Here is a 20,219-nt window from a genome sequence, read left to right on the forward strand (position 1 = left end):
CCGCGCGCGCGAGTAGCCGCGCGCGGTGACGCCGGGGGCGCCCCCGCCTCCCCGTCAGCGGCCGACACCCGCGGCGCCCGCGGTCAGTACCACTTCTGCCACCAGCTCAGCGGGATGCACACGGTCCCGCCGAACCACGAGTCGAGCCAGTCGCCGAGGGACAACTCCGTGCAGTCCTGCCCACCGGTGGGCGGCTTCGTCGGCTCGGTCGGCTTCGTCGGCTCGGTGGGAGGCGCGGTGGGCTGCGACGGCGGCTGGACGGGGTGCTCGCCGCGCCCGTACAGCGCGTCCCTGAAGACCTGCGCCGACTGCGGGTTCTGCTTGCACTGCCACACGCCGTGCGGGCAGTAGTCGGTCAGCGTGTTGTACACGGGCTTGTAGGCGTCGATCCACTTGAGCATCGCCCGCATGTACGCGGGGTTGTCGCCGTTGCGGAACAGCCCCCACTCCGGATACGAGATCGGCTTGCCGTGGGCGGCCGCGAAGTCGACGTGGTCCTGCAGCCCGTACGGCTGCTTCACCTCCTGCTCGAACGTGGTGCCGGGGGGCTGGTCGTAGGAGTCCATGCCGACGATGTCCACGACGTGGTCGCCCGGGTAGCACTGGGTCCACGGCACGGCGTCCTTGCCGCGGCTCGGCGCGAAGTCGAACCGGAACTTCTGCCCGGGCACCGACCGCATCGCGCCGACGATCCGCTTCCAGTACGCCTTCCACGACGCGGGGTCGGGGCCGCACCTGCCGGTGTACGTCGTGCCGTTCATCTCCCAGCCCAGCACGATCACCGTGTCCGGCACGCCGATGTCCACGAGGCGCTGCGCGAGCGTCTTGTAGTGGGCGTCGAACTGCCCGGCCGCGCCCTGACGCAGTTCGGCGCGGACCTGGTCGTCGGGCACGTGCCCCTCGTTGTCGTCCAGCATCGGCACGTTGAGGACGAACAGCCGCCCCGCGCGCGCCTGCTTCCACTGGGCCCAGGGCTGAAGGAAGTCCACCTGCCCCTCGATGTCCGACCACGAACCGCCGGGCAGATAGGTGTGGCCGACCCGCAGGTCGGTGCCGCCGAGCCACTGCTGGGTACGGGCGATGGCCTGCACGCCCCGGGCACCGGAGTCGGTGAACGTGCCGAACGCCGGGTTCGCGGCGGGCGGCGGTTTCGCCGCACCGCTCGTCCCCGTCCCGCCCGGCTCGCTCGCGAACCCGGGGACGGGCGCGGCGGCGGCCGCCGCGAGGAAGGCGGCCAGGGCGGTACCCGTGCAGGTGACGGCGAGTCGGCGATGCGAAGTGGCCATGAGTGCTCCTCGGCTGCGGGACCGTTTCCCGTGGCCGTGTGCGGTCCGTGGCCACGCACTCACAAAAGTATTTCTATTGAGCCGAACGGGACGGCGGTCCAGCGCTCCAGTAGTCCGTTCGTGCAATTCCTCCCTCTGATGGGCCATCGGAACAAGCTGATGGGCCGTCGGGCGAATCCGAACGCACGAAGGCCGGGAGAGCCGGGCGGACTCTCCCGGCCTTGCCTGCCGGGGCGGGGGTGGGGCGGTTCAGCGGCGGGCGCGTGCCGCCGCGGTGCTGCGGCGGTAGAGGATGCCGCCGCCGAGCATCAGGCCGGCGCTCATCGCGGCGGCAGCGAGCAGGTGCGAGTCCGCGCCGGTGTGCGCGAGCTGCTCGACGTGCGGAGCCTGCGGCGCCTGCGGGACGAACGCGGCCGGGACCGCGGGGTGTTCGGGCGCCGGGTGGTGCACGGCCGGGACGGGCGGCGTGTCGTCGTGCGGCGCCGGCGGCTGCGACTCGTGGTGCGGCGGCGTGTGGACGTGCGCCGGGGCGGAAACGTTGGCGCAGCTGTTGCCGAACACCGGGTTGAGCAGGCCGACCACGTCGACGCTGTTGCCGCAGGCGTTGACCGGGATGTCCAGCGGAATCTGCGTCAGGTTGCCCGACAGCAGCCCGGGGGAGCCCAGCGCGGCTCCGGACGCCTGGGCGCCGCCGCCTGCGGCCGCGTGCTGGTCGCCCGCCGTGGCACCGGTGGGCCGGTGCTGCGCGGCCTGGTGCGCGTGGTGGTCGGCGTGCTCCTCGTGCTGGGCGTGCTCCTCGTGCTGCTGGGGGCGCGCGTGCTGCTCGTGGCGTCCGGCGTGCTCGGGCCGCGCGTGCTGCTCGTGCTGCTGCGGCGCGGCCTCGGGCCCCGGGATGCCGTGCGCGTCGGGGCGTGGCATGGGCTTGTGCGCGGGCGCCGGAAGCGTGTGCGGCTGCGGCGCCGCGGCGCGGTCCGGGCCCGGTGCGGCGGCGTGCGCACCACGGTCGCCCTGAGCGCCGTGGCCGCTCTGGTACGCCGGGTGGTAGTCGTGACGGTCGTGCACGTTGGCGCAGGTGTTGCCGAACGCGGGGTTGAGCACGCCGATCGGGTCGACGGTGTTCCCGCAGGCGTTCACCGGGATCTCCACCGGCACCTGCACGTCGTTGCCGGACAGCACCCCGGGGGAGCCGACGGCTGCTCCCTGCGCGTCCGACGCGTACGCGTATCCGCCGCCGAGCGACAGCACGCTCGTCGCGGCCGCGGCCGTGAGCAGCCCTTTGCTGATGAGGTCTCGCATCTGGTCTTTTCTCTCCTGCTGACAGGGTCCGGCGGCGCGGGCCGCCGGGGGTGCCGCGCCGTGCGGCCGGGGCCGGGGCCCCGCGCACGGTCGGACGCGCGCGGGGCCCCGCGAGGGAAGGACGTCAGTCGGCGTTGACGCAGGTGTTGCCGAACGTGGGGTTCAGCAGCGCGATGATGTCGATGGAGTTGCCGCAGGCGTTCACGGGGATGTGGATCGGGATCTGCACCACATTGCCGGACAGCACGCCCGGGGAACCGGCGGCGAGGGCGCCGGCACCAGCGTCGGCCATCGCGGGGGCCGCGGCGCCGACCGCCATGAGCAGCCCGGCTGCGACCGAGGCGGCCTTCATGCACTTCATGTTGAGCCCTTTCCGCAGCGGGAACGCGTCCGCACGACTCTCGTGGTCCGCGGGCTTCGAATTTCCTTCGCCCGTGCAGCCGCTGCGGGAACTCCAACGATCGGAAAGTGGCGAAGAAACTACCCCGCTTTATCACTTGCCTTCCGTTCACCCGATTGCCGCGTCACGGGTTTTCACCCGGGCAACGGAAAACGCGCGGCGGCCCGGAGGGTGTCCGGGCCGCCGCGCGCCGCGTCGCGCCGGTGGCGCATCGCCGCCTGCCGTCGGGCGTCAGCCGTTGGCCGCGCCGTTGGCGGACAGGATCGGGACCTGGTCGACGAGGTGCGAGAGGTCCTCGTCGCCCTTCGCCTGAGTCGAGTTGTCGGCGCACTGCTGGTTCTGCGGGTTGGACAGGACGTCGACGTCCTGGACCGTGACCGGCACGACGCCGACCAGGGAACCGGCGTTGACCTTGACCGGAACGCCCAGGCAGAGCTTGTTGAGCGAGCCCTGGACGAGGGCGCCCTGAAGGGACTCGTCGCCCTTCGTCGAGGCGTTGCCGAACGCCTCCTTCGCGCCGTTGCCGCTGGCCGAGGTGGTGCCGTGGCTGTCGCCGACGGCCATCGCCTGGGGGGCGAGCGCGGCCGAGGCGCCGACCACGGAGGCGGCGATCGCGGCGCCGGCCATCATCTTCTTGATCACGGTTGGCTGTTTCCTTTTCTCAGAAATGCGAAGGGGTGCGCCCTGTACCAACAGTGGCCCTCCCCGTTGGTTCCGTTTCTTCACCCGTTCGGCTTGCCGCGTCACATGAACTGGACCACTGGGCCATTGGAGTGAATGCGGAGAACCAAACACCGGGTCGGCAGTTGCTCAGGGGGCCCGCGAGTCTGGACTGTCCAGGGTCTGGGCGATCCACCAGAAGGGGACTCCTGTGATCAAGAAGATTATGGCGGGCGCCGCCATCGCGGCCTCCGTCGTCGGCGCGTCCGCCGCCCTCGCTCCGCAGGCCATGGCCGCGGGCGACGGCCACGGCACCACCTCGCTCAGTGGCAACGGCGCCGCGCAGTACTACGGCAACTCCGCCACCTACGGCAACATGAGCCCGCAGATCGCGCTCATCCAGGGCTCGCTCAACAAGCCCTGCATCGGTCTGCCGCTCAAGGGCAACGCCGGTTCGCTCGTCGGCATCGTGCCGGTCACGGTCCAGGACATCAACGTCCTGTCGAGCCCGCAGAACCAGCAGTGTGTCGAGAACTCGACGCAGGCCAAGGGTGACGAGGCGCTGTCGCACATCCTCGACCGCATCCCGGTGCTGTCCTCCAACGGCACGGCCAACCACTGATTCCTCGGCCCTGACCCACCGCGGTGGGCCATACGGGGGAATGGCCGCAACCAAACCCCGCACGGCCGAGTTGTACAAAACGGATTCCTCCGATGGAGTCCGACTTTCCGGAAAGGTATTGACATGAAGAAGCTGTGGGCAACCGCCGCCGTCGCCGTCTCGATCGTCGGTGGCACGGCCGCCGCGGCCGCTCCGGCCATGGCCACGGGCAACGACTCCGGCACGGTGTCTGCGAGCGGGAACGGCGCGGAGCAGGCCTTCGGCAACTCCTCGACCGAGGGCGACATGAGCCCCCAGCTGAGCCTGGTCCAGGGCTCGCTGAACAAGCCCTGCATCGGTCTGCCGGCCAAGGCGAACCTCGGTTCGCTCGTCGGCGTCGTGCCGGTCACGGTCCAGGACATCAACGTCCTGGCCAACCCGCAGAACCAGCAGTGCACCGAGAACTCCACCCAGGCCAAGGGCGACGAGCCGCTGTCGCACATCCTGGACCAGATCCCGGTCCTGTCGTCGAACGGTGTGAACAACCGCTGACACCGGCAGACAGACGCTGAGGGCCCGGTTCCGCGCATGCCGCGGGGCCGGGCCCTCTCGCGTGCCGGTGTGCCCGCGCGCCGTGTGTAGTGTGCTCGGGTGCTGACCGTGACCTCCGTGAACGTGAACGGTCTGCGCGCCGCGGCGAAGAAGGGCTTCGCCGAGTGGCTCGCGCAGACATCCGCAGATGTGGTGTGCCTCCAGGAGGTGCGGGCCGAGCCCGGCCAGCTGCCTGAGCAGGTCAGGGCCCCCGAGGGCTGGCACACGCTGCACGCGCCGTCCTCGGCGAAGGGCAGGGCGGGCGTCTCGCTCTACTCGCGCCGCGAACCCGACCGGACACGGATCGGCTTCGGCAGCGAGGAGTTCGACGCGAGCGGCCGGTACGCGGAGTTCGACCTGCCGGGCGTGACGGTCGCCAGCCTGTACCTGCCGTCGGGCGAGGCGGGCACCCCGCGCCAGGACGAGAAGACGCGCTTCATGGAGGAGTTCGGCACCTACCTCGCCGGCCTGCGCGAACGGGCGGCGGCGGACGGCCGCGAGGTGCTGGTCTGCGGCGACTGGAACATCGCACACCGCGAGGCCGACCTCAAGAACTGGCGGGGCAACCGGAAGAACTCGGGCTTCCTGCCCGAGGAGCGCGCCTGGCTGTCGAGCGTGTACGAGGAGACGGGGTACGTGGACGTCGTCCGCGCGCTCCACCCGGACCAGGACGGGCCGTACTCGTGGTGGTCGTACCGCGGCCGCGCGTTCGACAACGACGCGGGCTGGCGCATCGATCTGATCTGCGCGTCACCCGGCATCGCCGCGCGTGCGGTGAAGGCGTACGTGGAGCGTGCGGCGAGTCATGAGGAGCGGTGGAGCGACCACGCGCCGGTCACCGCCGTGTTCGACACCTGGCTCTAGCTCACGCGGCCAGGCCGCGCAGCCGTGCCAGGCGGCGGTACGAGTCGTACAGCGCAGCTCGGTCGTACGTGCTCGTGGTGACGAGGAACTCGTCGGCGCCGCTGCGTGCCAGCAGTCCGTCGAGTGCGGGGCCGACCTCCTCGGCCGTGCCGTACAGGTGGCCACGCATGGCCTCGTCGAACAGCTCGCGCTGCCGGGCCGTCATGGTGGCGGGATCGATCCCGGCCGCCGGCCTCAGCGGGGGGAATTCGCCCCGCGTGCGGGAGTACGCCGTCGACCACGCCTCCGGCACGAGGACGCGGCGTGCCTCCTCGGTGGTGGCGGCGACCGCGACCGTGCCGGAGACGACGACATGGGGGTGGGCGCCCCAGGCCGAGGGCCTGAACCGCGCACGGTAGGCGTCGATGGCCCGCAGCATGGCTTCCTCTCCCCGCACCGCCGCGATCGCCAGCGGCAGTCCCGCCCGCGCCGCTACCTGAGCGCCGCGCCCCGTGGCGAGGACGAACGCCGGGACGCGCAGCCCCTCGGCGGGCCTGGCGTGCACCTGCGGGTAGCGCGCCTGCTCGCCGCTCATCCAGCCGAGCAGCTCCTCCAGCAGCTCAGGGAAGTCGTCCGCGTCCGCCTTGCCGTGACCCAGCGCCTTGCGGATGCCGTCGGTGAAGCCGACGGACCGGCCGAGGCCCATGTCGACGCGGCCGGGAAAGAGGGACTCCAGCACGCCGAACTGCTCCGCGACCACCATCGGCCGGTGGTTCGGCAGCATCACCCCGCCGGTGCCGACGCGGATCGTGGTGGTCGCCGCGGCCACCGCCGCCGCGAGTACGGTCGGCGCCGACCCGGCGACGCCCGGCACGCTGTGGTGCTCGGAGACCCAGAAGCGGTGGTAGCCGAGGGCTTCGGCCTCGCGCGCGAAGTCCACCGTGTCCCGCAGCGCCTGCCCTGTGTCCTGGCCCTCGCGCGTGCGGGAGCGGTCGAGGACGGAGAACGGGATCCGCGGTGAGGCGGGGAGACGGCCGGCTTCGGTGTTCACACCTGTGCCAACACGGCGCCGCCGCCGATGTTTCCCCGCCGGGCGCACGAGACACGTGCGGGCGCACGAGACGCGTGCGGGCGCACGACAGGCGCTCGCGCTCAGTCGCGGGCGGGGCCCTCGCCTGCCCCCAGGTGGTGGTCGAGCGCCAGCGACAGCTCCGCCTCCACCACGCTCCTGGCCAGCGGCCGCAGCTCGCCGGGTGCGGCGTCCGGTGTGTACGTGCGCAGCAGGCCCGCGAACAGGGTCGCCAGGGCGTCCGCGTGGGCGCGCACCTCGCGCCCCGCCGCCAGCACGGCGGAGAGCGGGACGCCCCGGTGGACCAGGGCCGACGAGGCGTCCAGCAGGCGGCGGCTCATGTGGACGAGATTGTCGCCGTCCGTCGCGAGGTAGCCGATCGCGAGCGCCTGGGACAGGTTCTCCGGCGTGGCCTCCGACTCGAAGTAGTCGGCCAGCTCCTCGGGCGTCAGGCGCACCAGCGTCTCCTCCGTCGGCGCGGCGACGCCGAGTACGTCGCTGATCTCCCGCCCGCTCTCCAGGGCCGTCGCCAGGTCGGCGATCCCGTTGAGCGTGTGGCCGCGTTCGAGCAGCGCCGCTATGGTGCGCAGCCTGGCCAGGTGGTGCTCGTCGTACCAGGCGATGCGGCCCTCGCGGCGCGGCGGGTGGAGCAGGCCGCGCTCGCGGTAGTAGCGCACGGTGCGCACGGGCACGCCGGCCGCCGACGCGAGCTCCTCCATGCGGTACTCGCGTGCGCCGTCCGTCGGTCCCTGCTGATCGCCTGCCATGCGGCCAGCTTAGAAGCTGCCGGCCCGCGCACGCCCAGGCTGTGGATACCAGCGGTAACTCTGTTGTGCGCGACCTCTACCCATCGGTACGGGCGTGCTCTACCCTCACAATCGTGCCAGTGATTGCTGGCGCGGTTGGGAGGAGAGAATGGGACAGCACAAGCATGTGCGCGTCGCCGTGATCGGGTCCGGGTTCGCCGGGATCGGCGCGGCGGTGCGGCTGCGGCGCGAGGGGATCACCGACTTCGTCGTGCTGGAGCGCGCCGACTCCGTCGGCGGCACCTGGCGCGACAACGAATACCCGGGGTGCGCATGCGACGTGCCGTCGCACCTCTACTCGTTCTCGTTCGCGCCCAACCCCGACTGGCCGCGCACCTTCTCGGGGCAGCCCTACATCAGGGCGTACCTGGAGGACGTCGTCGACACCTTCGGCATCGGGCCGCATCTGCGGCTCGGCCGCGAGGTCCTGTCGGCGCGGTGGGACACGCGGGAGCTGCACTGGGTCGTCGAGACCGACGGCCGGGGCGCGGGCCCCACCACGTACACCGCCGACGTCGTCGTCTCGGCCGGCGGGCCGCTGTCCGACCCGAGGATGCCCGACATCCCGGGGCTCGCGGACTTCCCCGGGCCGGTCTTCCACACGGCGCGCTGGGACCGCGACGCGGACCTGCGCGGCAAGCGCGTCGCCGTCATCGGCACGGGCGCCTCCGCCATCCAGGTCGTGCCGGCGATCCAGCCCGAGGTGGGTCACCTCACCCTCTTCCAGCGCACGCCCCCCTGGGTGATGCCGAGGCACGACCGGGACATCACGCGCTTCGAGCGCGCGGTGCACCGCGCCGTGCCCGCGACGGGCGCACTGCGCAGGCGCGGGCTGTGGACGATCAGGGAGCTCCAGGTCCAGGCGTTCACCCGGCACCCCGGCGAACTCGGCCTCGTGGAGGCCATCGCCAGGCGCCACCTCGCCAAGGCCATCGGCGACCCCGATCTGCGGGCCCGGCTGACGCCCTCGTACCGCATCGGCTGCAAGCGCATCCTGCTGTCCAACACGTACTATCCGGCGCTCGCACAGCCCAACGTCGACGTCGTCACCTCCGGGCTCGCCGAGGTGCGTGGCAGCGAACTGATCGGCGCGGACGGGTCGAAGGCCGAGGTCGACGCGATCGTCCTCGGCACCGGCTTCCACGTCACGGACATGCCCATCGCCGAGCGCGTCACCGGCGCGGCCGGACGCACGCTCGCCGAGACGTGGCGCGGTACCGGCATGCGCTCGCTGCGCGGCGCGACCGTCGACGGCTTCCCCAACTGGATGACGATCATCGGACCCAACACCGGGCTCGGCAACTCCTCGATGATCCTCATGATCGAGGCGCAACTCGACTACCTCGCCGACTACCTGCGCAAGCTCGGCTCCCTCGACCGCGGCGGCAGGGGGCGGCGCGCCGCGCTCGACGCGCGTCCCGGCGCCGTACGGGCGTGGAACGACCACGTGCAGGAGCGGATGGCACGCACGGTCTGGAACACCGGCGGCTGCACCAGCTGGTACATGGACTCCTCGGGCCGCAACACCACCATCTGGCCCGGCACGACCGCCGAGTTCAGGCGGGCGACCCTGCGCGTCGACCCCGCCGAGTACGACATCGTCAGGCAGGCGCCGGCCGACGTGCCCGCCGATGCCCACGCACCGGCCGCGAAGGAGGCCGTACGGTGACCGCGTTGCCCACACCCGCCCGCACGCTCGACGCCGTCTCCGCCGACGGATCACGCATCCACGTCGAGGTGTACGGCGACGAGGGAGCGCCACCCGTCGTCCTCTCGCACGGCTGGACCTGCTCCATCCGGTTCTGGGCCGCGCAGATCGCCGACCTCGCCACCGACCACCGCGTCATCGCCTACGACCAGCGCGGCCACGGCGGCACACCGCTCGCCGCGGCCGACGGGTACTCCACTGAGGCGCTCGCCGACGACCTGGAGGCGGTGCTCGACGCGACCCTCGCGCCCGGCGAACGAGCCGTGCTCGCCGGGCACTCCATGGGCGGCATGACGATGATGGCCGCCTCGGCGCGCCCCGCCTTCCGCGAGCACGCGGCCGCCGTCCTGCTGTGCAGCACCGGCGCGTCCCGGCTGGTCGCCGAGTCGCTCGTGGTGCCCATGCGCGCCGGGCGGACACGCACCGGCATCACCCGGCGCATCCTGGGCGCGCGCGCACCGCTCGGACCCGTCACACCGCTGTCCGTACGCGCCCTGCACTACGGGACGATGGGGCCCGCCACGCCGAAGGACCGGGTGCGGGAGTGCGTGGAGATCGTGCACGCCTGCCCGCGCGCGTCACGCGTCGCCTGGTCCCAGGTGCTCGACTCGCTCGACCTGGAGTTCGGCGTGCGGGAACTCACCGTGCCCACCGTCGTACTCGTCGGCGACGCCGACCGGCTCACGCCCCCGGTGCACGCGCGGCGGCTGGCCGCCGAACTGCCGGACTGCGCGGGGCTGATCACCGTGGCGGGGGCCGGGCACATGACCCCCGTCGAGGCGCCGGAGCGCGTCAACGCGGCACTGCGCGAACTGGCGGCGGCGCACCTGGGGCGGGTAGGCAACGACGTAGCGGCGATCGGCACGAAGGAGGACGTCGGATGAGCGGCATGGCAGGGCGGCGGCCCGCACGGCCGGTACGGCCCGGACGGCCCGGACGGCCCGTGCTCCAGGGGAAGGTCGCCGTCGTCACGGGCGCGGCGCGCGGTGTGGGCGAACTGCTGGCCCGCAAGCTGTCGGCGCGCGGCGCCACGGTGGCGCTGGTCGGCCTTGAGGAAGAACAGCTCAAGCAGGTCGGGGAGCGGCTGCACGGCGAGAGCGCCCACTGGTACGCGGACGTCACCGACCACGAGGCCATGGGCCGGGTCGCCCGCGAGGTCTCCGACCGGTTCGGCCGCGTCGACATCGTCGTCGCCAACGCCGGTGTCGCGAGCGGCGGTCCGTTCGCCGAGAGCGACCCGGAGACCTGGCGGCGCGTGATCGAGGTCAACCTCGTCGGCGGCGCCAACACCGGGCGCGCGTTCCTGCCCGCGCTGCTCGCGAGCCGCGGCTACTTCCTGCAGATCGCCTCGCTGGCCGCGATCGCACCCGCGCCGATGATGACCGCGTACTGCGCGTCCAAGTCGGGCGTCGAGGCGTTCGCTCACGGGCTGCGGTGCGAGGTCGGGCACCGGGGCGTGGGCGTCGGCGTCGCCTACCTGTCGTGGACGGACACCGACATGGTGCGCGGCGCCGACCGTGACGAAGTGATGCGCGAGATGCGGCAGAAGCTGCCGTGGCCCTCCAACCTCACCTACCCGCTCGGCCCCGCCGTGGACCGCATCGTCACCGGCATCGAACGCCGGGCGCCGCACGTGTACGGGCAGTGGTGGCTGCGCGGGATGCAGGGCGTACGCGGGTACCTGCCCGGCCTGCTGGCGACGGTCGGCAAGCGCGAGATCCGCCGCATGGAACCCCGGCTCGCGGGCGTCGGACGGGGGCTCGTGGGCGCCGGCGGGGAGGCCGACGAGGCGGGGCGCACGCAGCGTCACTGATCGAAATGCGCGCGGTGCGGGCCCGTGTAACTCTGGTCGAGCCCCCGGTCGGGGGTACCCCCACACCCCTTCCAGGAGTGAGTTCCATGGGCATGAAGGACCAGTTCCAGAACAAGGCCGACCGCATGAAGGACGAGGCCGGCAAGCGCATGGGCGACAAGGACGCGAACAAGTCGTCCGACCGCGCCCAGAAGGGCCGCGACCAGGCCGAGGAGCGCATGAAGCAGGGCCGCGACCAGGCGGAGGGCCGCATGGACGACGCCCGCGACGAGTACGACGACCGCTTCGACGGCTGACGTCGGGCACGGCGTAGTCGTACCAGTCGCAGCAGTCGCGGCAGAAGCGGCTGACGCAGGGGCCGCATCCGGGACGCCGGGTGCGGCTCCTGCGCTTGCGCGGCGCGGCTCCCGCGCGTGCGGGCGCGGCTCCCGCGCGTGCGTGCGCTCACGGCTCGGTGCCGTTACCGCCCCGGACGCGGTGGCAGCGGCGGGCGGCGGCGGTCCGGCACCGCCTGGTAGCCGGGCGGCTGCGCGGCCGGCTTCGCGGCCAGCAGGTCGAGCGCCACCCACACCGCGTCGTCGAGCTGCGCGTACCGGCCCTCCGCCCAGTCGAGCGGGGTGCGCAGCGCCTCGATGTCCGGCTCGACGCCGTGGTTCTCCACGGACCAGCCGTAGCCGTCGAACCAGGCCGCGTTCATCGGCACGGTGATCACCGTGCCGTCGCCCAGGCGGTGCCTGCCGGTCATGCCGACCACCCCGCCCCAGGTGCGCTGGCCGACGACCGGGCCGAGGCCGAGCAGCCGGAACGCCGCCGTGATCATGTCGCCGTCCGACGAGGTCGCCTCGTCGGCGATGGCCACGACGGGCCCGCGCGGGGCGTTCGACGCGTACGAGACGGGCTGCGCGTTGCGGGTGAGGTCCCAGCCGATGATCCGGCGGCTCAGCTTCTCCACCACCAGTTCGCTGATGTGGCCTCCCGCGTTGCCCCGCACGTCCACGATCAGCGCCGGCCGTGACATCTCCCTGCGCAGGTCGCGGTTGAACTGCGCCCAGCCGGAGCCCTGCATGTCGGGGATGTGGAGGTAGCCGCACCGGCCGTCGCTGAGCTCGCGCACGACCTCGCGGCGCTTGGTGACCCAGTCCTGGTAGCGCAGGGGGCGTTCGTCGATGAGCGGCACGACGGCGACGCGGCGCGCGGGCCGCTCGCGCACGGCCTCGGCGTCGCGTGCCTCTGTAGTGGGCGCCCCTGCGTCGGTGTGTTCGGTTCCGGTGTGTTCGGTTCCGGTGTGTTCCGTTCCGGTGTGTTCCGTTCCGGCCGGTTCCGTTCCTGCGGGAGCGGCCGTGCGGAACGTCAGCTCGACGGTCGTGCCGCCCGCCGCGGACAGCAGTGGGCCAGGGCCCGCGACCGGGTCCACCGGCCGCCCGTCGACGTGCGTGAGGAGCGCGCCCTCGCGGATGCCCGTACCGGCGAGCGGTGAACGGGCCCTGGAGTCCGACGAGTCGCCGGGCAGGATCCGCTTCACCATCCAGCCCTCGTCCCTGCACACCAGGTTGGCACCGAGCAGCCCCATGGGCCGCTGGTAGTGCGGTGGGCCCTCGTCGCGCCGCGCGGGCGACACGTACGCGTGCGATGTGCCCAGCTCGCCGAGGGCCTCACGCAGCAGGTCCGCGAACTCGTCGGGGGAGGCGACCCGTTCGACCAGCGGCCGGTACTGGTCGAGCACCGCGTCCCAGTCGATGCCGCTCATCCCCGGGTCCCAGAAGTACGCGCGCACGATGCGGCCCGCCTCGTCGAACGCCTGGCGCCACTCGGCCTCCGGGTCCGCGTCGTGCAGGATGCGCCGCAGGTCGAGGTAGGCGGAGCCGTCACTGTCGTTCGCGTCGGTGGCGGACATGACGCGCAGCTCCCCGTCGTCCACGACGACCAGCCGCGTGCCGTCCCCGCTCGGCGCGAACCAGTCGAGGTGGTCGACGAGTTCACTCCTGCGTGCCTTCGCGATGTCGAAGTGTTCGAGCGTGGGACGCCCCGACGTGTCGGCCGGGTTGACGAACGTCTCGCCGAGCGCGCCGGAGATCGGCCAGCGCAGCCAGACGAGCCCGCCGCCGCTGACCGGGTGGAGCGACGAGTACTTGGACGCGGCGACGGGGAACGGCGTGACCCGGCTCGCCAATCCTTCCACCTCGACAATGACCGCGCCGCCCTCCGCCTCGTCGTCGTCCAGGGGATCGAGGCCGCCGGCCGCGGGCCGTCCCTCGGGCGAGAGGGCGAAGGGGGAGGGCGTCGTGGACGACAGCGGCACCAGGTAGGGGCGGCAGCCGAGCGGGAAGGACAGGTCGCCGGTGTGCACGTCGTACACGGGGTCGAAGCCGCGCCAGGAGAGGAAGGCGAGGTAGCGGCCGTCGCTGGTGAAGACGGGGTTCTCGTCCTCGAAGCGGCCGTCGGTGACGTCCACGACGGTGTGCGCGCCGGTGCCGCCGATGCGCGCCATCCTGATCTGGCGCAGGGACCGGCCGACGGTGGGCTGGGACCAGGTGATCCAGTCGCCGTCGGGGGAGAAGGCCAGGTCGGTGACGGGGCCGTTGAGGGAGCGCACGACCTCGGTGACACCGGCCGTACGCCGCGCCCGCGCGAGCCCGCCCGGGGCGTGCGGGCTCGCGAGCGGGGTCCCCGCGCCGGCCGCGTTCCGTTCCGTCCCTTCCGGTTCCGTCGCCTTCGGGGCCGCTGCGTCCGGCGCCGGGGCGTCCGCGTCCGGGGCGTCCGGGCCCGTCGCGCCGGGGTCCGTGCCCGCCGAGTCCGCGTCGGCCGCGTCCCGTTCCGTCGCGTCCGGTTCCGCCGCGTCGGGCGCTGGGGAGCCCGCGTCCGGGGCGTCCGGGCCCGTCGCGCCCGCGTTCGGGATGCCTACGTGCGGGTCCGCCGTGTTCGCGTTCTGGGTGCGAACGCCCGGGTCTGCCGCGTCCGGGTCCGCCGCCTCCGGGTTCGTCGCGCCCGAGTCGGCCGTGTCCGCGCCCGGAACCTCCGCGCCCGGCGTCGGGGCCCCCGCGCCCGGAGCCGTCGCGCTCGCGTTCGGGGAGCCGGCCTCCTGGTGCGTCGCGTCCGGGGCCGCCGTGTCCATGTCCGGGGTCCCCGCTCCCGGGGCCGGGGTGCCGGCCTCCGGGGCCGTCGCGTCCGTGCCCGGGTTCGCCGTGTCCATGTCTAGGGTGCCCGCGCCCGCGGCCGCGTCCTCCGTCACGTCGAGGAGGAGCAGCCGCCCGTCGTGGGTCGACAGGGCGACTCGTCCGCCCTCCGGGTCCGGCTCCATCTCGTGGACCCGGCCGAGCAGCCCCGCCGCCAGCCTCCGCGGCGGCCGGTCGCCGCTCGCGCGCGGCAGGTACGCGATCTCGACGGCGTCGTCCCCCTCCGCGTCCGTGACGTACGCGACGCGGCCGCCGCTGCCGAGCATCGCGGGCAGCCGCACCCGCACACCCGGCGTGTCGGCGATCGCGCGTGCCGGGCCGTCGCGGTGCGTCAGCCAGTAGAGGCTGCCGCGTACGGAGACGGCGCTCGCCCTGCCCGTGGTGTCCACCGAGATCGCCCCGAGGTGCGCGGCCGCCGGGATCTGGTACGTGCGGCGTCCCGTGCGCGGCCCGCCGAGCCGCACGTCCAGCCTGCGCGGCCGCGAGTCGGCGGCCAGCCCGTCGACGATCCACACGTCGCCCGCGCACTGGTAGACGACCCGGCGCCCGTCGGACGACGCGTGCCTGGCGTAGAACGCGTCGTGGTCGGTGTGGCGCCGCAGCCCTGTGCCGTCGGACAGGCAGGAGTAGAGGTTGCCGACGCCCTCGTGGTCGGAGAGGAAGGCGATGCGGTCGCCGACGAACATCGGGCAGTCGAGGTGGCCGTCGAGGTCGGCGAGCAGCCGCTCGCCGTGCAGCCAGAGGCGGCCGGTGGCGCCGCCCCGGTACCGCTTCCAGTCGGCCGGCTCGTGCGGCGGCTTGCCCGTGAGCAGCAGTGTCCTGCGCTCGCCGCCGATGTCGCCGACCGCGATGTCGGAGACCGGGCCCCACGGCAGCTTGCCGCCGGGGGAGCCGTCGGTGGGGACGCTGTAGGCCCACGAGTAGTAGGAGAACGGCTGACCGTGCGAGGACACGGCGAGGATGTGCGGGGTGGACGCGGGGTCGCTCGGCTCGGGGGCGCTCCAGCCGCAGACCCGGGTGTCGGTGGAGCCCCAGTAGGTGAGGCGGCACGACGGACCGCCCTCGACGGGGGCCAGGTGGATCTCCGGATCGAGGCTGCGCCAGTTCGTGTACGCGATGGACCGGCCGTCGGGGGAGAATCGGGGGTGCCCGACCCTGAGCCGGTCGGCGGTCACCCGCCAGGCGCGCCCCGGCCGTGCGCCCTCGGGCACGACGGGGGCGACCCAGATGTCGTCCTCGGCGGCGAAGCAGACCAAGTCCTCGTGCAGATGCGGGAAGCGGAGATACGCGGCGTCGTCACTCACGGTCCAATGCTTTCCGCGGGCGGTGCCGCGGGCAACTCGTGACGGCGACTTCATCGCATCTGTTCGAGCGCCGGTACGTACCCGTCCGCGTGGCGGCTCAGACGATGAGGCTGCCGATGTGCTGCTCCACTTCGAGGTGGTCGGCCTCCTGGCCCGCCGGGACGACGGCGAACGAACTCCTGAGGAAGCGCCGCAGCGACGCGTTGTCGAACTGGACGAGCGCGACGCCTTCGGGGGCGCTGAACTCGAAGACGGTCTGCGCCCGGCCGCATGGCCACACATGGACGTCACCGTCCCCGGCGGGCTCGCGCAGGCCCACCTCGATCAGCTCGCGGGCGAAGGTCCACACGACCTCGCTGTCGTCGAGCGAGACCTCGGGCGGGAAGACGATGCGCACGGCGAGGGGATCGGAGCCGTCGTAGCGCAGCAGGACGGAGACGATGCGGGGATGCGGGGCGTCGCTTATCAGGCGGGCTTTGGCGGACTGCTCGACCACGGGTGACATCGGCGACTCCTCAGAACGATGTCCGGCGACGGTGACCGGACTCACAAAGCACCTCTCAATGGTACAAACAGTAGGAAATCTCGCATGACGTGCACGGACCGGTGGCTCAGCGGCCCGCCTCCGGCGCGGACGGGGACGCGGACGGGGACGGGGCCGAGGCCGACGCGGGTGTGGGCGCGGATACGGGGGCGGCCGGCCTGCCCCGGAGCGGGACCTCCCGCACGCACAGCGCCGCGACGAACGCCGCCGCGCACACCACGGAGCCGGCGAGGAAGATCAGGTGGGTCGCGTCGGCGACCGCGCCGGGCGCGGCCCCCGTGGCGGCGCCGCCGGTCGCCCGGGCGAAGAGCCCGCCGAACACCGCGACGCCCAGCGAACCGCCCGCCGTGCGGAAGAGGTTGGAGGCGGCCGACGCGGCGCCCAGGTCGCGCGGCTCCACGCTGTTCTGGGCGATGGTGCTCACCATCTGCATCTGGCACCCGATGCCCACGCCCACCAGCACCATGAACCATGCCGTCGTGGCCCTGGACGTGTGCGCGTCCATCGTGGAGAGCAGGAACATCCCCACCGCCATGCACGCGGCACCGGTCACGGGGAACGCCTTGTAGCGGCCGGTCGCGGACATGACCCGTCCGCCGATCTGCGACACGACGACCACGGGGGCCAGCATCGGCAGCAGCAGGAGGCCGGAGCCCGAGGCGGACGCGCCCTGCACCGTCTGCTGGTAGAGCGGCAGGTAGAGGGAGCAGCCGAACATCACCACGCCGGTCGCGAGGATCAGCCCCGAGGCCAGCGCGAAGTTGCGGTGGCCGGTGAAGATCCGTGGCGGCATCAGCGGCTCCTCGGCGCGGCGCTGCCGGACGACGAACGCGGCGAGGCAGGCAGCGGCGGCCCCAAGGAGCCCGATGATCTGCCAGGAGCCCCAGGCGTAGGTGGTGTCCGCCCAGTTGGCGGCGAGGACGAACGCGCAGACGGTCGCTGTCAGGGACGCGACGCCCGGCCAGTCGAGGCGTGCGGACGCGCGTCCCGGGCGCGCCTGCCCCAGTCCCTGCTCCTGCTCCTGCCCCTGTCCCTGCTCCTGCCCCTGCGGCTTCGGCACGGGGACGTGCAGCGTCACGGCGCACCAGACGAGGGCGACCGCGCCGAGCGGCAGGTTCAGCAGGAACGCCCAGCGCCAGCCGGCGTGACCGGTGACGAAGCCGCCGACCAGCGGGCCGCCGATGGTGCCGAGAGCCATCACGGACGCGGTCATGCCCTGGTAGCGGCCGCGCTCGCGGGGCGGTACGAGCGCGCCGATCAGCGCGAACGCGCCCGCGCCGATGCCACCGGCGCCGAGGCCCTGGACCACGCGGAAGGAGACGAGCTCGGACATGGATCCGGCGGCCCCGCAGAGCGCGGAACCGGCGACGAACAGCGCCACGGCCGCGAGGTAGGTGCGCTTGCGCCCGTAGAGGTCGCCGCACTTGCCCCAGACGGGCGTCGAGGCGGCGGTGGCCAGGGTGTACGCGGTGACGACCCACGCGAGGTGGTCGAGGCCGCCGAGATCGCGGACGACCGTCGGCATCGCCGTGCCGACGATCGTGTTGTCGAGCATGGACAGCAGCATGGCGAGCATGACGCCGAGGAGCGCCGTGCGCACGTTCTTGTTCTCCGGCATGGCGCCCAGAAAAGCAGACTCGATAAAAAAGTGCAACGAATCAACTTTCTGACCAAGGCAACCCAAGGGGTAGGGTGACGCCATGAGCGAGACAGAGACCGGCACGGGCAGCAGCCCCGGCGGCCCCCGCACGGTCGGGCGCAGGGAGCGCAAGAAGGCCGCCACGCGCAAGGCGCTGGCCGACGCCGCGCTCAGGCTCTTCCTCGAACGCGGCTACGACGACGTCAGCGTCAAGGACGTGGCGGAGGCGGCGGACGTGTCGACCACGACCCTGTTCAAGCACTTTCCCGGCAAGGAGGCGCTGCTCTTCGACGAGGACGAGTCCCTGGAGTCCGCGCTCGTCGCCGCCGTGAGCGAGCGGCCCCCGGGCCAGTCCGTCCCCGCCGCGCTGCGCGAGCACGTCCTGCGCACACGCCTCGACGCGAAGCCGGAGTTCGCGCGGTTCCTCGCGCTGGTCGACACCACCCCCGCGCTGCGGGAGCAGGCGCGGCGCATGTGGATCAGGCACGAGGCGGCGCTGGCGCGGGCCATCGCCGCCGACGCCGGGGCGCCCGAGGACGACGCCTCCTGCCGGGCGCTGGCCCGTTTCGCGCTGGAGGTGCCGAGCCTGGTGCGCGGCACGCCGGACCCGCGCGACGCCATCGAGCGCGCCTTCGAACTCCTCGAACACGGTTGGCACGCACGGCCCGTGGCGCCGGGGCCGGGCGGCGGGCCCCAGCGGGCTTCCTGACGGCCCGGGGGCCCGGTCGGGGGCCCGGTCGGGGCGCCTCAAGAAACGTTGCACCATAGAGGTGGCGGCACCGCACCCGGTGCCGCGCGGTACGCCGAAGTGGAATGACGAGCGGGAGTGCGGGCGTGGACGTCCAGGGCATGGTGGCGGCCGGCTTCGAGCCGGTCAGGGACGCCTTCGTACGGAACTTCGAGCGCCTCGGCGAACGCGGCGCGGCCGTCGCCGTCCACCGCGAAGGCCGCAAGGTCGTCGACCTGTGGGCGGGCGCGCGCGACGCCGCGGGACGTGAACCGTGGGCCGTCGACACCGCGCAGGTCGTACGGTCCGCGACGAAGGGCATCGCCGCCGCCGTACCGCTGCTGCTGCACCAGCGCGGCCAGATCGACCTGGACGCCCCCGTCGGCACGTACTGGCCCGAGTTCAAGGCGGCGGGCAAGGAACGCGTCCTCGTGCGGCACCTGTTGTCCCACCGTGCCGGCGTGCCGGTACTGGACGTCCCGCTGACGCCCGCCGAGGCGCTCGACGGCGAGTCGGGGCCGCGCGCGCTGGCCGCGCAGCGGCCCGTGTGGGAGCCGGGCAGCGACCACGGGTACCACGCGCACACCTACGGCTGGCTGGTCGGGGAACTCGTGCGGCGCGCGACCGGACGGTCCATCGGTTACTGGGTGGCCGAGGAGATCGCGCGCCCGCTGGGGCTCGACTTCTGGATCGGGCTGCCGGACGAGGAGGCGCGCAGGGTCGGCCGGATCGGCGACGTGGCCGAGCCGCCGGCGTCCGGTGGCGCACCGCGGCTGCGGCCGAAGCGGTCGGTGGCGGAGGCGTACGCGGACCCCGACTCGCTGACACGACGGGCGTTCGGCGTGATCAGGCCCGCCCTCGACGAGAACGCGCCGGAGTTCCACGCGGCTCAGATGGCCGCGTCGGGCGGCATTTCGACGGCGCGGGCGCTGGCGCGCGCGTACGCGGCGATGATCGGCCCGGTGGACGGCCACCGGCTGTTCGCCCCGGCGACGCTGACGCTCGCGCGCACGGAGGAGTCGGCGGGGCCCGACCGGGTGCTGGTGGTCTCGACGCGCTTCGGCCTGGGCTACATGCTGCACGGCCCGGCGGCGCCGATGCTGGCGAAGGGGTCGTTCGGGCATCCGGGACGCGGCGGCTCGCTGGGATTCGCCGACCCGGAGTCGGGGATCGCCTTCGGGTACGTGACGAACGGGATGCGCAAGGGCGTCACGGCGGACCCGCGCGCACAGGCGCTGGTACGCGCGGTACGCGCGTCGCTCTGACAGCGGCCGCGAGCGCGCCGCGTTCGCGTGGCGCATGTTTTATGAGCGCGCGGCGCCTGTGCCGCGCGAGCCGTGCTTGCCGAGGCGGGCGGGCCGCGTTCGCGTGGCGCATGCTCTACGAGCGTGCGGCGCCTGTGCCGTCGGGCTGTGCTTGCCGAGGCGGGCGGGCCGGGTTCGCGTGGCGCGTGTTTAGGGGCGCGGGGCGCCTGTGCCGTCGAGCTGTGCTTGCTGGGATGAGTACGCCGAGACCGCGCCGACTGGGCTGTGCCTGCCGAGGCGAGCACGCCGTGCTCTTGTGGCGATTGGCCTGCGCCCGTCCGGCGGATGCGCCGGGCGGGCGGGCTTCGGGCGCTCGGTGCTCAAGCGCGCCGGGCGCCCGTGCCACGCCTAGGCCGTATCCGTCTCCGGCAGGCCATGCCCGCCGCCGAGCACGCCGTGCCCGCGCCGAGCGGGCAACGCCGCCTGGCGAGCGAGCGCCCCACGGCCGCGCCGCG

General features: G+C 73.3%; 18 protein-coding genes. 9 read left to right on the forward strand and 9 right to left on the reverse strand.

The window, feature by feature from the left end; genetic code table 11:
- Positions 1 to 83 precede the first annotated feature (83 nt).
- From JFN87_RS24190 to JFN87_RS24205, 4 genes are all read right to left on the reverse strand, one after another.
- Positions 84 to 1,286, reverse strand: coding sequence for a glycoside hydrolase family 26 protein (locus JFN87_RS24190; protein WP_209343168.1), 1,203 nt, complete (start codon positions 1,284 to 1,286; stop codon positions 84 to 86).
- 249 nt (positions 1,287 to 1,535) lie between these two features.
- The gene (locus JFN87_RS24195) at positions 1,536 to 2,582 is read right to left on the reverse strand and encodes a chaplin (protein ID WP_209343170.1); all 1,047 of its coding nucleotides are present in this window, start codon (positions 2,580 to 2,582) and stop codon (positions 1,536 to 1,538) included.
- 124 nt (positions 2,583 to 2,706) lie between these two features.
- Positions 2,707 to 2,943: a chaplin gene (locus JFN87_RS24200; protein ID WP_209343172.1), complete on the reverse strand. Its 237-nt coding sequence runs from the start codon at positions 2,941 to 2,943 to the stop codon at positions 2,707 to 2,709.
- A gap of 270 nt (positions 2,944 to 3,213) precedes the next feature.
- The gene (locus JFN87_RS24205) at positions 3,214 to 3,621 is read right to left on the reverse strand and encodes a rodlin (protein ID WP_209343190.1); all 408 of its coding nucleotides are present in this window, start codon (positions 3,619 to 3,621) and stop codon (positions 3,214 to 3,216) included.
- 232 nt (positions 3,622 to 3,853) lie between these two features.
- Here JFN87_RS24205 and JFN87_RS24210 point away from each other — a divergent pair, with 232 nt between their 5' ends.
- From JFN87_RS24210 to JFN87_RS24220, 3 genes are all read left to right on the forward strand, one after another.
- Positions 3,854 to 4,264: a rodlin gene (locus JFN87_RS24210; RefSeq protein ID WP_209343174.1), complete on the forward strand. Its 411-nt coding sequence runs from the start codon at positions 3,854 to 3,856 to the stop codon at positions 4,262 to 4,264.
- 123 nt (positions 4,265 to 4,387) lie between these two features.
- On the forward strand, positions 4,388 to 4,795 hold the full coding sequence (locus JFN87_RS24215; RefSeq protein ID WP_209343176.1) for a rodlin: 408 nt from the start codon (positions 4,388 to 4,390) through the stop codon (positions 4,793 to 4,795).
- A gap of 99 nt (positions 4,796 to 4,894) precedes the next feature.
- Positions 4,895 to 5,698 (forward strand): exodeoxyribonuclease III, encoded by an 804-nt coding sequence (locus JFN87_RS24220; protein ID WP_209343178.1) that lies wholly within the window; start codon positions 4,895 to 4,897, stop codon positions 5,696 to 5,698.
- A 1-nt stretch (position 5,699) separates the two neighbouring features.
- On the opposite strand, the gene JFN87_RS24225 is transcribed toward JFN87_RS24220, so the two are convergent.
- Both JFN87_RS24225 and JFN87_RS24230 read right to left on the reverse strand, forming a co-directional pair.
- Positions 5,700 to 6,728, reverse strand: a complete 1,029-nt coding sequence (locus tag JFN87_RS24225; RefSeq protein ID WP_209343180.1) for an MsnO8 family LLM class oxidoreductase — start codon at positions 6,726 to 6,728, stop codon at positions 5,700 to 5,702.
- Positions 6,729 to 6,829: 101 nt separating this feature from the next.
- Positions 6,830 to 7,513 (reverse strand): MerR family transcriptional regulator, encoded by a 684-nt coding sequence (locus tag JFN87_RS24230; protein ID WP_245181032.1) that lies wholly within the window; start codon positions 7,511 to 7,513, stop codon positions 6,830 to 6,832.
- Between the two features lie 148 nt (positions 7,514 to 7,661).
- On the opposite strand from JFN87_RS24230, the gene JFN87_RS24235 reads away from it, so the two are divergent.
- The 4 genes from JFN87_RS24235 to JFN87_RS24250 all read left to right on the forward strand — a co-directional run bounded on the left by JFN87_RS24235 (position 7,662) and on the right by JFN87_RS24250 (position 11,369).
- A complete protein-coding gene (locus JFN87_RS24235) occupies positions 7,662 to 9,221 on the forward strand; it encodes a flavin-containing monooxygenase (RefSeq protein WP_209343182.1) in 1,560 nt (519 codons plus the stop codon).
- The gene (locus JFN87_RS24240; RefSeq protein WP_209343185.1) at positions 9,218 to 10,144 is read left to right on the forward strand and encodes an alpha/beta fold hydrolase; all 927 of its coding nucleotides are present in this window, start codon (positions 9,218 to 9,220) and stop codon (positions 10,142 to 10,144) included. The genes JFN87_RS24235 and JFN87_RS24240 overlap by 4 nt, the downstream gene beginning before the upstream one ends.
- Before the next feature lie 5 nt (positions 10,145 to 10,149).
- Complete coding sequence (locus JFN87_RS24245) at positions 10,150 to 11,073, forward strand: SDR family oxidoreductase (RefSeq protein WP_209343192.1); 924 nt, start codon at positions 10,150 to 10,152, stop codon at positions 11,071 to 11,073.
- Positions 11,074 to 11,159: 86 nt separating this feature from the next.
- Positions 11,160 to 11,369, forward strand: a complete 210-nt coding sequence (locus JFN87_RS24250) for a hypothetical protein (protein ID WP_209343186.1) — start codon at positions 11,160 to 11,162, stop codon at positions 11,367 to 11,369.
- A gap of 164 nt (positions 11,370 to 11,533) precedes the next feature.
- Here the strand turns inward: JFN87_RS24250 and JFN87_RS33840 are convergent, their stop codons facing one another.
- The 3 genes from JFN87_RS33840 to JFN87_RS24275 all read right to left on the reverse strand — a co-directional run bounded on the left by JFN87_RS33840 (position 11,534) and on the right by JFN87_RS24275 (position 17,712).
- Complete coding sequence (locus JFN87_RS33840; protein ID WP_307865581.1) at positions 11,534 to 15,550, reverse strand: S41 family peptidase; 4,017 nt, start codon at positions 15,548 to 15,550, stop codon at positions 11,534 to 11,536.
- A gap of 97 nt (positions 15,551 to 15,647) precedes the next feature.
- Positions 15,648 to 16,055, reverse strand: coding sequence for an SsgA family sporulation/cell division regulator (locus JFN87_RS24270; protein WP_209343187.1), 408 nt, complete (start codon positions 16,053 to 16,055; stop codon positions 15,648 to 15,650).
- Positions 16,056 to 16,161: 106 nt separating this feature from the next.
- Positions 16,162 to 17,712: an MDR family MFS transporter gene (locus tag JFN87_RS24275; protein WP_209343188.1), complete on the reverse strand. Its 1,551-nt coding sequence runs from the start codon at positions 17,710 to 17,712 to the stop codon at positions 16,162 to 16,164.
- Positions 17,713 to 17,794: 82 nt separating this feature from the next.
- Between JFN87_RS24275 and JFN87_RS24280 the strand changes: the two genes are divergently transcribed.
- Together JFN87_RS24280 and JFN87_RS24285 are read left to right on the forward strand one after the other, a co-directional pair.
- Positions 17,795 to 18,442: a TetR/AcrR family transcriptional regulator gene (locus JFN87_RS24280; RefSeq protein WP_209343189.1), complete on the forward strand. Its 648-nt coding sequence runs from the start codon at positions 17,795 to 17,797 to the stop codon at positions 18,440 to 18,442.
- A 125-nt stretch (positions 18,443 to 18,567) separates the two neighbouring features.
- On the forward strand, positions 18,568 to 19,725 hold the full coding sequence (locus tag JFN87_RS24285) for a serine hydrolase domain-containing protein (RefSeq protein WP_209343194.1): 1,158 nt from the start codon (positions 18,568 to 18,570) through the stop codon (positions 19,723 to 19,725).
- Positions 19,726 to 20,219 lie beyond the last annotated feature (494 nt).

The organism is Streptomyces montanisoli, assembly GCF_017813245.1.
GTDB classification, from domain to species: domain Bacteria; phylum Actinomycetota; class Actinomycetes; order Streptomycetales; family Streptomycetaceae; genus Streptomyces; species Streptomyces montanisoli.